This window comes from Pseudoxanthobacter sp. M-2 (genome assembly GCF_046156265.1).
Lineage (GTDB): Bacteria > Pseudomonadota > Alphaproteobacteria > Rhizobiales > Segnochrobactraceae > CAMDHY01.
This window is the reverse complement of the sequence record NZ_JAWDIR010000011.1, coordinates 330,668-343,241: the sequence shown is the minus strand read 5'-3', so window position 1 is coordinate 343,241 and position 12,574 is coordinate 330,668. Positions and strand designations below refer to the sequence as shown.

Annotated in this window: 10 protein-coding genes; 9 read left to right on the top strand and 1 reads right to left on the bottom strand. The window is 71.4% G+C overall.

Annotation, left to right across the window (positions count from 1 at the left end; all coding sequences use genetic code 11):
* Positions 1 to 53: 53 nt before the first annotated feature.
* On the bottom strand, positions 54 to 1,004 hold the full coding sequence (locus RUR49_RS06635) for a LysR family transcriptional regulator (protein WP_409145585.1): 951 nt from the start codon (positions 1,002 to 1,004) through the stop codon (positions 54 to 56).
* A 125-nt stretch (positions 1,005 to 1,129) separates the two neighbouring features.
* Here RUR49_RS06635 and RUR49_RS06630 point away from each other — a divergent pair, with 125 nt between their 5' ends.
* The 9 genes from RUR49_RS06630 (at position 1,130) to RUR49_RS06590 (ending at position 12,484) form a co-directional block, all read left to right on the top strand.
* On the top strand, positions 1,130 to 1,648 hold the full coding sequence (locus tag RUR49_RS06630) for a flavin reductase family protein (protein ID WP_409145584.1): 519 nt from the start codon (positions 1,130 to 1,132) through the stop codon (positions 1,646 to 1,648).
* Between the two features lie 56 nt (positions 1,649 to 1,704).
* The gene (locus RUR49_RS06625) at positions 1,705 to 2,823 is read left to right on the top strand and encodes an LLM class flavin-dependent oxidoreductase (RefSeq protein WP_409145583.1); all 1,119 of its coding nucleotides are present in this window, start codon (positions 1,705 to 1,707) and stop codon (positions 2,821 to 2,823) included.
* Positions 2,820 to 3,665 carry an alpha/beta fold hydrolase gene (locus tag RUR49_RS06620; protein ID WP_409145582.1) on the top strand — a complete coding sequence of 282 codons (846 nt, stop codon included), beginning with the start codon at positions 2,820 to 2,822 and terminating at the stop codon, positions 3,663 to 3,665. Before RUR49_RS06625 ends, RUR49_RS06620 begins: the two co-directional genes overlap by 4 nt.
* Positions 3,662 to 4,210 carry a carboxymuconolactone decarboxylase family protein gene (locus RUR49_RS06615; protein ID WP_409145581.1) on the top strand — a complete coding sequence of 183 codons (549 nt, stop codon included), beginning with the start codon at positions 3,662 to 3,664 and terminating at the stop codon, positions 4,208 to 4,210. The genes RUR49_RS06620 and RUR49_RS06615 overlap by 4 nt, the downstream gene beginning before the upstream one ends.
* A gap of 64 nt (positions 4,211 to 4,274) precedes the next feature.
* Positions 4,275 to 5,150, top strand: coding sequence for an NAD(P)-dependent oxidoreductase (locus tag RUR49_RS06610; RefSeq protein WP_409145580.1), 876 nt, complete (start codon positions 4,275 to 4,277; stop codon positions 5,148 to 5,150).
* On the top strand, positions 5,147 to 6,061 hold the full coding sequence (locus RUR49_RS06605; protein WP_409146341.1) for an NAD(P)-dependent oxidoreductase: 915 nt from the start codon (positions 5,147 to 5,149) through the stop codon (positions 6,059 to 6,061). The genes RUR49_RS06610 and RUR49_RS06605 overlap by 4 nt, the downstream gene beginning before the upstream one ends.
* 492 nt (positions 6,062 to 6,553) lie before the next feature.
* The gene (gene htpG / locus RUR49_RS06600; protein WP_409145579.1) at positions 6,554 to 8,482 is read left to right on the top strand and encodes a molecular chaperone HtpG; all 1,929 of its coding nucleotides are present in this window, start codon (positions 6,554 to 6,556) and stop codon (positions 8,480 to 8,482) included.
* 100 nt (positions 8,483 to 8,582) lie between these two features.
* On the top strand, positions 8,583 to 9,782 hold the full coding sequence (locus RUR49_RS06595; RefSeq protein ID WP_409145578.1) for an aminotransferase class I/II-fold pyridoxal phosphate-dependent enzyme: 1,200 nt from the start codon (positions 8,583 to 8,585) through the stop codon (positions 9,780 to 9,782).
* Positions 9,783 to 9,799: 17 nt separating this feature from the next.
* A complete protein-coding gene (locus tag RUR49_RS06590; RefSeq protein WP_409145577.1) occupies positions 9,800 to 12,484 on the top strand; it encodes a DNA translocase FtsK in 2,685 nt (894 codons plus the stop codon).
* Positions 12,485 to 12,574: the final 90 nt, after the last annotated feature.

Here is a 12,574-nt window from a genome sequence, read left to right as displayed (position 1 = left end):
GCGGCCCGGACCTGCGGGCCGCCGCTTCGATTCGTGCGCCTCGTTTCAGAGCTTCAGCGCGCCGTCTCGGCGACGACATCGAGCCAGACGCGGTTCACCCGCGCCGATTCCTCCGAGAGCACCTCGAGGAAGGCTTCGGCGGCCGGCGACATCGGCCGGCGCAGCGGCTCGATCAGCACGAGGTCGAGCCACAGCGGCGGATCGGCGAGCGGCGCGATCGATAGCCTCTGGCCGTCGATGTCGGGCGCGGTCAGGACCCCCGGCAGGATCGCCACCCAGTCGGTGCGCTCGATGAAGTCGAGGGTCGCGAGCATCGCGTCGAGTTCGAGCACCTGCACGATCTCGGCGCCGCAGGCGGCAAAGTAGGCGTCGAGCGAGCGGCGGCGGGCATTGGCGAGGCCCGGCACCACCACCTTGAGCGGCCCGAAGTCGGCGAGGCGTGCCGGCTCCATGTGCCGCATGCGGCCGGAGCCGGCCTTGAGCGCAATCGTCTCCGGCGTGCGCAGCAGCAGCCGGCCGCGCAGGCCGACGGTGCTCTCCAGCGCCGGCACGACGGCGAAATCGAGCTCGCCCGCCATCACCCGGTCGGCAAGCACGCGGCTGTAGGCCTCGAAGGTGTGGACGGAAACGTTCGGGTGCGCCTCCATGAAGCGCACCAGCGCGGGCGCCAGGATGCAGCGCGTCATCGACGGCATCAGCCCGACCCTCACCGTGCCTTCGAGCCCGCGGCCGTGCTGGCGCAGTTCCCGGTCGGCGGCGATGTAGCGGCGCAGCACATCGATCGACGAGCGGTAGAAGCGGTCACCGGCCGGGGTCGGCACGACGGCATTCGCCCCGCGCTCGAACAGGCGCACGCCGTAGCGGCTCTCGAGCTTGCGGACGTGCTGGGAGACGCCGGACTGCGTGGCGTTCTCGCGCTCGGCCGCGCGGGTGAACGAGCGCTCCTCGTAGACGGCGACGAACAGACGGATGTCCTGGAGGCTGGCATCGGCGCGCAGGGTCACGGTGGCAGCCCCTCATTAGGAAATCGTCTTGGAAGCATAAATACTCATCATTTCCGTGATGGGCTAGCCAGCCTCTAAGGTCGGCCTAGTTAACCGTGGACGGAACGAGGGAGGCGGAGAGCGCGATGACGGAACGCCATGTCGACCTCGGCTCGGAGGGCGGGATGCGCGAATTCCGGACCGCGCTCGGCCGCTTCATCACCGGCGTCACGGTGATCACCACGATCGACGACGCCGGCCGGCCCGCGGGCTTCACCGCGAACTCCTTCTCCGCCCTGTCGCTCGCGCCGCCGCTGGTGCTGTGGAGCATGCAGCGCCACCTGCCCTCGCTGAAGGCGTTCCGCGTCGGCGCGAAGTACGCCGTCAACATCCTCGCAGCAGATCAGAGCGATCTCGCCATGCGCTTCGCGCGCCCGGCGGCCGACAAGTTCGATGGCGTGGCCTACACGATCGGCCGTGGCGGCTGCCCGCTGTTCGAAGGCTGCCTCGCCCGCTTCGAGGGCCACGTCACCCAGGCCGTCGACGGCGGCGACCACGTGATCCTCGTCGGTCTGGTGGAATGGGCCGCACACCGTGACGGCCCGCCGCTGCTGTTCTCGCACGGGCGTCTGTGCATCGCCGACGTGCTCGCCGCGGCCGCCTGACCCCTCCCCGTTCAACACGCCCGACGCACGCCGTCGAAAACCCCGAGGAACCGTCCGTGCCCGTTCCCCTCAAAGTCGGCTTCTTCACGATGCCGATCCACCCGCTGCACCGGCCGCTGCACGAGACGCTGCGGGAGGATCGCGAGCTGACGCTGGTCGCCGACCGGCTCGGCTTCGTCGAGGGCTACTTCGGGGAGCACGTCACCGACGCCGCCGAGACGATCACCTCCAGCCTGATCTTCATCGCCTGGCTGCTCGAGGAGACGAAGAACATCAAGCTCGGCACCGGCACGGTGAACATCCCGAACCGGCACCCGGCGACGGTCGCCGCCGAGGTCGCGATGGTCGACCAGATGGCGAAGGGCCGCTTCATCTTCGGCATCAGCCCGGGCGGCCTGCTCTCGGACGCCGAGCTCTACGGCAACCTCGACAACGACCGCACCGCGATGTTCCTCGAAGGCATCAACATGGTGCTGGACATCTGGGCGGGTGAGGCGCCGTACAACCTGAAGGGCAAGTACTGGACCGTATCGACAGAGCGCACGACCATTTCCGAGCTCGGCCAAGGCACCATCCACAAGCCCTACCAGACGCCGCACCCGCCGATCGTCGTCACCGCGGTGGCGCCGTTCTCCAAGGGCGTCACCGAGGCGGCGGCGCGCGGCTGGGACCCGATCTCGGCGAACTTCCTGCTGCCGCAGTGGGTGAAGACGCACTGGCCGAAATACGTCGACGGCTGCGCGGCCGGCAATCGCCCGGCCGATCCGGCCAACTGGCGCGTCGCGAAAAGCATCTTCGTCGCCGACGACCTCGCGACCGCCAAGCGCTATGCCACCGACCCGTCCGGCCCCTATTTCTCCTACTACAAGTCGCTCGCCCACAAGCTCGTCAAGAACGGCCGCGCCAATCTGTTCAAGGCCGACCAGTCGGCGCCGGATTCCTCGGTGACGGCGGAGAGCGTCGTCGACCAGCTCGTCATCTGGGGCACGCCCGACAAGGTGGCCGACGAGCTGATGGCGTTCCGCGAAAACGTCGGCGAGTTCGGCACGCTGCTCTATGCCGGCCACGACTGGGCCGACCGCGGCCTCGCGATCCGCTCGATGGAGCTACTCGCCGAGAAGGTGGTGCCGCAGGTCAACCACGGCGCGACGACACCGCGGGCCGCCGTCGCGTGAGCGGGCTCGCGGTCGCCCGCCGGCCCGTCGAGATCGGCGGCCGGCGCATCGGCGTGATCGACGAGGGGCGGCGCGACTCCCCTGTCGTCACCTTCCTGCACGCCCTCGGCGCCAACGCCGACCTCTGGCGCGGGGATGCCGCGGCACTCGCCGACCGCTACCGCGTGGTGTCGATCGACACGCGCGGCCACGGGGCGAGCGATGTTATCGAACCCGCCGGCAGCTTCGACGACCTTGTTGCCGACGTCGTCGCCGTCTGGGACGCGCTCGGCATCGAGACATCCGCCGTCGTCGGGCTGTCGCTCGGCGGCATGACGGCGTTCGGCCTCGCCCTCGCCCACCCGGAACGTCTCACCGGCATCGTCGCCGCTGACTGCCGGGCCGATGCCCCGCCGCCGTTCCGACAGATGTGGGCGACGCGGCGGGCGATGCTCGAGGACGGCGGCATGGCGGCGGTGGCCGAGGGCACGATGGCGAGCTGGCTGACGGCAGCGTCCCGTGCCGACCGGCCGGACCTCGTCGAGGCGGCGCGGTCGATGATCGTCTCGACGCCGCCGGCGGGCTACCGGGCGATCACCGAACTCATCGAGGGCCTCGACTACAAGCGCCGGCTCGCGGAGATCACCGTGCCCTGCCGGATGATTGTCGGCGCCGAGGACGGCGTGCATCCGCCGGAGATGGCGGCGATGGCAGCGCTCGTGCCAGACTGCCGGCTCGTCACCCTCGAGGGTGCCGCCCACCTCGCCAATCTCGAACAGCCCGCCGCCTTCCGCACCGCCGTCGAGGACTTCCTCGCCGAGATCGCTGCGACAGGCCGCCAGACCCGGCCCTCCTCCCCATGACCGAACGCTACCGGATCCACGACCCCGCCGCCCTCGATGCCGAGCGGCGGGCGATCTACGACGCCATCGCCTCAGGCCCGCGGGGGTCGGTGCCGGCGATCTTCCACCTGCTGCTGGAGGCGCCCGCTGTCGCCGGCAAGGCGCAGGCGCTCGGCGCGGAACTGCGCTACCGCACGAGCCTCGGCCCGAAGCTCTCCGAACTCGCCATCTTGGTGACGGCCCACCACTGGGGCGCCACCTACGAGTGGGCGATCCACGCGCCGGAGGCGGCGAAGGCGGGGCTGCCCGCCGACGTCATCGATGCGATCGCCGCCGGAAGGTCGCCGGAAACCGAGGACGGTGACGTGCGCCTCGTCCATGACGTCGCCCACGCCCTGCTGCAGGACCACGACGTGCCGGACGCGCTGTTTGCCGCCGCCCTCGACCGCTTCGGACGGCAGACTCTCGTCGAGCTATCGGCGGTCGTCGGCTACTACTCGATGCTCGCCGTGGCGATCCGCTGCTTCCGGCTTCCCGGCCACGAGCCGGCACCCGCGAAGGCCTGAACCAAGGAGACTCGGACAGACGGACGGCGGCGCCTGCAGAGGCCCGCCGGGGAGAGGAATGGGCATGGACGTCGGCATCGTCGGTCTCGGCATCATGGGCGGCTCGATCGCCCGCAATCTTCTTGAGCGCGGCCACGCGGTCGCCGGTGTCGACCTCGACCCGGCGCGCCGCGAGGCGTTCGCCGGTGCCGGCGGACGCCTCGTCGAGAGCCCGGCCGCCCTCGTCGGTGACTGCGCGGTGGTGCTGACGAGCCTGCCGTCCGAGGCGGCACTCGCGGCGGTGTCGGCGGAGCTCGCCGAGGCGATCGCCAAGAGCGGCACGCGGACGGTCGTGTGCGAACTCTCGACCATGCCGATCCCCGCCAAGGAGGCGGCGCGAAAGCGCCTCGAGACCGCCGGCGCCGTCGTCCTCGACTGCCCGCTCTCCGGCACCGGCGCCCAGGCGGTGACGCGTGACCTCGTCGTCTACGCGTCCGGTGATCGCGCCGGCTTCGAGATCGCCGAGCCGGCTCTGCGCGACTTCTCGCGGCGGGTGGTGCACGTCGGCGCCTTCGGCAACGGCACGCGCATGAAGCTCGTCGCCAACCTCCTCGTCGCCATCCACAACGTCGCCACCGCCGAGGCGATGGCGCTCGCCGAGAGCTGCGGCCTGTCGCTCACCGACGTCATCGACGTCGTCTCCGATGGTGCCGGCGGCTCACGCATCTTCTCGCTGCGCGCGCCGCTGATGGCCGAGACGCGCTACACGCCGGCGACGATGAAGCTGGACGTCTGGATGAAGGACATGAAGGTGATCGGCGAGCTTCTCGCGGAAGGCGGCGTCGAGGCGCCGCTGTTTTCCGCAAGCCTTCCCGTCTACGAGGCCGCGATCGACCAGGTCGGGCCGGAGAACGACACCGCCGCCGTCTTCGAGGTGCTGCGACCGGCGCGCCGCGGCTGAACGAACATCATTTCGGGAGGATCACCATGACCACTGTCGGCATCGCCGGGCTCGGCCGCATGGGCGGCGCGATGGGCCTGCATCTGCTCGAGCAGGGCTACACCGTTGTTGTCTGGAACCGCTCCGCCGCGAAGGCGGAGCCGCTGAAAGCCGCCGGTGCGACGGTGGCGGCCTCGCCGAAGGCGCTCGCGGAAGCCGCCGACGTCGTCATCACCTCGCTCACCGACGACAAGGCAGCGATGGAGTGCTTCCACCGCGCCGACGGCCTGCTCGCCGGTGCCTCCGCGAAGACGCTGTTCGTCGAGACGACGACGACGAGCCCCGATACCGCCCGCGCGCTGGCCGCGGCCGTGGCGAAGACCGGCGCCGTCATGCTCGACTGCCCGGTGCAGGGCTCCGCCGACGCCGCCCGCAAGGGCCAGTTGCTCGCGATGGTCGGCGGCGACGCGGCGGCGCTCGACAAGGCACGGCCGGTGATCGAGGCGTTCACCCGCAAGCTCTTCCACCTCGGCCCGGTCGGCTCCTCGGCGGCGCTGAAGCTCGCGGTCAACACCGGCATCGCCACCTATGCCGCCTTCCTCGGCGAGGCGACGCGCCTCTGCGCCCTGGAGGGCGTCGATCCGAATGCCGTCTACGACGTCATCGCCGAGGGGCCGATGGCGACGCCGATCCTGAAGGGCAAGATGGCGATCCTGAAGGGCGAGGGCGACCCAAACGCCGTCCCCGCCTCCGACATCGACCTCTTCCTCAAGGATGCCAGCGCGGCGCTGATCCTCGCCGCCCAGCACCGTGCCGCGCTGCCCGTCGCCGCCGCCACCCAGGCGCTGCTGTCCGATGCGGCGAAGGCCGGCTGGGGTCCGTGCGACTACGGCGATCTTCCTGCCTACGCGCGCAGCGGAAAGCCGCGCTGACCAGCCGGTTGCATGCAATTCCCGCGCATTGCCCGCAGATCGGGCAATGGCGGCGAAGCCTGAATCCAGGCCGAAGGCGCAATCGATGGGCATCACGAAGTTGCCCTATTGCGGCCCTGTCAGCGTCACTTTGGGCCTTATGATCCAGGGTGTCGCTGATGACGGAGCGCTGATCGGGCCTTTGGTTTCAGTCAGCCCCCCAGCCCCCCGAGGTCTGGTCCTGCGCACGGACGCAAGTCCCATCCGAGGCGACATTCGGGCCGACCCTCCGGGGTCGGCCCGTTTCTTTTTGGGGGTCGGCCCGTTTTCTTTTCGAGCGGCGCGCGCGTGGCGTTGTCCGCCTTTGCAGAATTCTCCCGCCCTTTGCACATTCCTCGGCCTGACCCGGATGTCACCGCCTTGATCACGGTGGCCGGTGCGCCGATATAGCGGCCAGCCGGTGCGGCGCCTCGCCCGCCGGCACACCCTGAAATCGACGCCCGGAAGCTCGCCATGACCGTCGAAGCCGAACCGGCCGCCGCGGCCGCCTCGCCCGAAACCCGTCCCTTCTCCGCCGACGTCGCCCAGCTTCTGCGGCTGATGGTGCACTCGGTCTATTCCAACCGCGACGTCTTCCTGCGGGAGCTTGTCTCCAACGCCGCCGACGCCTGCGAGAAGCTGCGCTACGCCGCGCTGACCGACGCCGGCCTCCTCGGCGACGACGCCGCCTTCGAGATCATCGTGGCGGTGGATTCTGACGCGGGCACGCTGACCGTGTCGGACAACGGCATCGGCATGAGCCGCGACGAACTCGTCGACAACCTCGGCACCATCGCCCGCTCCGGCACCCGCGCCTTCGTCGAGGCGATCGCCGACCAGGCGGCGGGCAAGTCGGAGAGCAGCGCGCTGATCGGCCAGTTCGGCGTCGGCTTCTACTCGGCCTTCATGGTGGCGAAGACGGTGACGGTGACGAGCCGGCGCGCCGGCTCGGACGAAGCCTGGACGTGGTCGTCGGACGGCTCCGGCTCCTTCACCATCGCCCCCGCTGGCGACGACGCCCCGGCGCGCGGCACCCGCGTGGTCCTGGAACTCGCCGACGATGCCCGCGAGTTTGCCGACGAGGACGAGGTGGAGCGCATCGTCCGCGCCCACTGTGCCCATATCCCCGTGCCGATCGCCGTGCTGAAGGCCGGCGCCGACGCGCGCCGCACGCTGGTCGACGGCTCGGCGCTGTGGACGAAGCCGAAGGCCTCCGTCACCGAGGCCGAGTACCGCGACTTCTACACCTACGTGTCGGGTGATCCGGCCGAGCCGGCGCTGACCGTGCACTTCCGCGCCGAGGGCCGCACCGAGTACTCGGTGCTCGCCTTCGTGCCGTCGCAGAAGCCGTTCGACCTGTTCGACCCCGACCGGCGCGGGCGCATCAAGCTCTATGTCCGGCGCGTCTTCATCACCGACGAGGCGCCGCTTCTGCCGGCTTGGCTGCGGTTCGTCCGTGGCGTCGTCGATTCGGAGGACCTGCCGCTCAACCTGTCGCGCGAGATGCTGCAGTCGAACCCGGTGCTGGAGGCGATCCGGCGCGGGCTCACCGGCCGCATCCTGACCGACCTCGAAAAGCTCGCCGAGAAGGAGCCGGAGCGCTTCACCGGCATCTGGGAGGCCTTCGGCGCCGTCATCAAGGAAGGCCTCTACGAGGAGCCGGACCGGCGCGACGGGCTGTTCAAGATCGCCCGCTTCCGCACCAGCTCGACGCCGGACGGCTGGCGCAGCCTCGCCGAGGTGCTGGCCGGTGCGCGCGAGAACCAGACGGCGATCTACTACCTGCTCGGCGACAGCGCCGAGGGGGTGAAAGCAAGCCCGCATCTGGAAGGCTACCGGGCGCGCGGCATCGAGGTGCTGCTGCTCACCGATCCCGTCGACGCCTTCTGGGTGCAGACGGCGCTCGGCTACGAGGGCAAGCCGTTCCGCTCGGTGACGCAGGGCGCCGCCGATCTCGAGCTCATCCCGCTCACCGGCGAGGCGGCGGCCGACGACGATCCCGCCCGGCCGGCCGACGTGGCGGTGCTGGTGGCGCTTCTCAAGGAGCGCCTCGGCGAGCGCGTCAGCGACGTCCGCACCTCGGCGCGGCTTGCCGAGAGCCCGGTCTGCCTCGTCGCGCCGGAGTTCGGTCCGGACCGCCAGCTCGAGAAGCTGCTGGCCCGCGGCCGCTCGCAGGCCTGCACGGTGAAGCCTGTGCTGGAGCTCAACCCGCGCAACGGCCTCGTCAAGGCGCTGGCGAAGCGGGCCGCGGCCGGCGGCGCCGGCGAAGCGGTGACCGACGCGGCGCACCTCCTCTACGCCCAGGCGCGCATCCTCGAGGGCGAACTGCCGGAGGATCCGGCCGACTTCGCCCGCCGCCTCGACCGCCTGATCGCGGCAGGCGTCGGCAGCGCGGAAAGCTGAGGACCGGCCCCGGAGAGGCGGCACGGGTTAAGCGCGGCTTAACCATAGCCGCGCTAGCCTCGCTGCGGATTTCCCTCTGCTGCGAGGCCGTCGCGTTCGCATGTCCGCCGCCCTGTCGCCGGCCCGGTTCCAGTCTCCCTTCCAACGGCTCGCCCGGCTGATCTCCGGGATCACGCCGGGGGCGAGTTCGATCGACCTCGCCGTCGGCGAACCGCGTCATCCGATCCCGTCCTTCGTGGGCCCGGTGCTGTCGGCCAACCTCGACGGCTTCGGCCGCTATCCGGCGATCCGCGGCACAGACGGCTTCCGCCGCGCCGTCGCCGACTGGCTCGACAATCGCTATGCGCTGGCCGCCCTGATCGACCCGGAGACGGGCGTGCTGCCGCTGAACGGCAGCCGCGAGGGCCTGTTCTTCGCCGCGATCGAGGCCCGCGACAGCGCTAGCGGCAAGCCCGGGCGGCCGGCGATCCTGATGCCGAACCCGCTCTACCAGGCCTACGCGGCCGGAGCGGAGGCGGCGGGCGCCGAGGCGGTGGCACTGTCGCCAGCGACCTCCGGCGGCGTGCTGCCCGATCTCGCGGCCCTCGACCCGGCGCTGCTCGAGCGCACCATAGCGATCTACCTCGCCTCGCCGTCGAACCCGCAGGGCACCGTGATGTCCCTCGACGACTGGCGGGGGCTGATCGAGCTCGCCCGCCGCCACCGCTTCATGGTGTTCGCCGACGAGTGCTATTCGGAGCTCTACCGGTCCGCCACGGCGCCGCCGCCCGGCGTGCTGGAGGCAGCCCGCGACGGGCTCGGGCTCGACGGCATCGTCGCCTTCAACTCGCTGTCGAAGCGCTCCAACCTGCCGGGCCTGCGCTGTGGCTTCGCCGCCGGCGACCCGGATTTCCTCGCCCGCTGGACGCGGCTCAGGAACACCGCGGCGCCGCAGGTGCCGACGCCGCTGCAGGCGGTCGCCGTCGCCGCCTACGGCGACGAGCGCCACGTCGCCGAGAACCGCCGCCTCTACGACGCCAAGTACGGCCTCGCCCGCGAGCGGCTCGCCGCCCGCTTCGGCGACGTCGTGCCGCCGGCCGGGTTCTTCCTCTGGCTCGACGTCTCAGCCTGGGGCGGCGGCGAGGCGGCGGCGCTGCGCCTCTGGCGCGAGGCGGGGCTCCGGACCGTGCCCGGCGGCTACCTCGCCGTTCCGGGACCGGACGGCCGCAATCCCGGCGAGGCGTACCTGCGCCTCGCCCTCGTCGACGACCTCGCCACCACCGGGACGGCCCTCGACCGTCTCGCCCGCCTGCTCGGCTGAACAGAAAGATCGGCGCCATGCGCACCCTCGCGACCGCCCCGACTTCCGCTCCGCCTTCCTCGGAAGCGGGCTTCCTGCGCCGCAATCTCCGGCGGGTGCTCGGCCTGACGCTGCTGGCAGCGCTGACGGTGACCGTCATCGCGCTCGCCACCTGGACGGTGGAGGACCCGAGCCTCGGCCACGCCTCGTTCGGCGAGGTCCACAACCTGATGGGCTATGCGGGCGCCTCGCTCGCCGATTTTCTCGTCCAGATGTTCGGCGTCGCCGTCGTCGCGCTCCTGGCGCCGCCGGCGCTGTGGGCGATCCGCCTGTCGGCTGCGCAGCCGGCGCGGATCACCCGCCGCCGGCTGATCGCCTGGCTCGTCGCCGCCGCCCTCCTCTGCGGCGCCGCCACCGCGCTCGTCCCGCCGGCGACCTGGCCGCTGCCGACCGGCCTTGGCGGCGTCGCCGGCGACCGCGTCGCGCTGTTCCCGCATGCCGTCGCCGGTTCGCTGTTCGGCGCAGGCTCGATCGTCGCCGAGGTGATCCTCGGCACCCTCGGCCTGGCGCTGCTGGTCTTCGCCGGCGGCTGGCCGGCCCCGGCGGAGCCCCTGCCCGAGGCGGTGCCCGACCCGCTGGCGGTGCGCCGGACGCTCCGCCGCAGCGCCGACCCGCGCGTGCCGGTCGCCGAGGAGGATGACGACGAGGACGACAAGCCCGGGCTGCTCGCGATCCTGCACGGCGCGGCGGCCCACTGGCGCCTCACCATCACCGCCTGGCTGTCGCGGCTGTTCGCCCGCAAGCGGCGCGACGACGAGGACGACGGCTTCGACGACATGGGCATCGAGGTGGCCGCCACCGCCGCGCGCCGCCGCGAGCCGGCGATGGAGCGCGCCCGCACCGAGCCGCGCTTCGGCGGCGATCGCCCGCCGCTGCGCATCGAGCCGGCCTACGGCGCAACCGACGAGCTGCCGGAGGACGAGGAGGACGAGGCGCCCTTCGACGACGCCCTGATCGACGAGATGGACCCGGGCGACTTCGAGCCGGCGCCGCAGCCGGCGATCGTCCGGCGGACCGCGCCTGCCGCCGCCGTGCAGGCGCCGACGCCGACCGCCGGCAGCCGCGTCACCCCCCCGGCGGCGCCACCGAAGCCCGGCCGACGCATCGCCCAGGAGGCGCAGCCCTCCCTCCTCAAGGACGGGCCGTTCGAGCTGCCGCCGGTGCGCCTGCTCGCCGAGCCGAAGCCGGCGGCGAAGAACCCGCAGATCGACACCGCCGCTCTCGAGAACAACGCCCGCATGCTCGAGGGCGTGCTGGAGGACTTCGGCGTGCGCGGCCAGATCGTCAATGTCCGCCCGGGCCCGGTCGTCACCCTCTACGAGCTCGAGCCGGCGCCCGGCATCAAGTCGTCGCGCGTCATCGGTCTCGCCGACGACATCGCCCGCTCGATGAGCGCGGTGTCGGCACGCGTCGCCGTCATCCCCGGCAAGAACGCCATCGGCATCGAGCTGCCGAACCTGAAGCGCGAGACGGTGTTCCTGCGCGAGCTCGTCGCCTCGGCCGAGTTCGAGAAGACCAAGCAGAAGCTCGCCCTCTGCCTCGGCAAGACCATCGGCGGCGAGCCGGTGATCGCCGACCTCGCCCGCATGCCGCATCTGCTCGTCGCCGGCACCACCGGTTCGGGCAAGTCGGTGGCGATCAACACCTTCCTCGTCTCGCTGCTCTACCGCATGACGCCGGACCAGTGCCGGCTGATCATGGTCGACCCGAAGATGCTCGAGCTCTCCGTCTATGACGGCATCCCGCACCTCCTCGCCCCCGTCGTCACCGACCCGAAGAAGGCGGTGGTGGCGCTGAAGTGGACCGTGCGCGAGATGGAGGAGCGCTACCGCAAGATGTCGAAGCTCGGCGTGCGCAACATCGACGGCTTCAACGCCCGCGTCGCCGAGGCGGCGGAGAAGGGCGAAGTGCTGTCGCGCATCGTCCAGACCGGCTTCGACCGCACTTCCGGCGAGCCGATCTTCGAGGAGGAGGAGATCGCCTCCGAGCCGATGCCGTTCATCGTCGTCATCATCGACGAGATGGCCGACCTGATGATGGTCGCCGGCAAGGACATCGAGGGCGCCGTGCAGCGCCTCGCCCAGATGGCGCGCGCCGCCGGCATCCACATCATCACCGCCACCCAGCGCCCGTCGGTGGACGTCATCACCGGCACCATCAAGGCGAACTTCCCGACCCGCATCTCCTTCCAGGTGACGTCGAAGATCGACAGCCGCACCATCCTCGGCGAGATGGGGGCCGAGCAGCTGCTCGGCCAGGGCGACATGCTCTACATGGCTGGCGGCGGCCGCATCCAGCGCGTCCACGGGCCGTTCGTCAGCGACCAGGAGGTCGAGGCGATCGTCGCCCACCTGAAGACGCAAGGCGCCCCGGACTATCTCGACCAGATCACCGTCGGCGACGACGAGGAGGATGGCGAGGCGGGTGGCGGGTCCACGGGCCTCGACGGCCTGGAAGAATCCGCCGACCTCTACGACCGCGCCGTCGCCGTGGTACTGCGCGACCGCAAGGCCTCGACCTCCTACGTCCAGCGCCGCCTGCAGATCGGCTACAACCGCGCCGCCTCGATCGTCGAGCGGATGGAGCGCGAGGGCATCGTCGGCCCGGCCAACCACGCCGGCAAGCGCGAGATCCTTGTCGGTGGCGACAGCGAGGCGGCCTGACCGACCAGCGTGCGCCGGCCGGGTGCTTGCCCGGACGTCCACGATCCGCCTGACCGCGGCCGCGCCGCGGCCCAGCCCGCGCCTTCACCC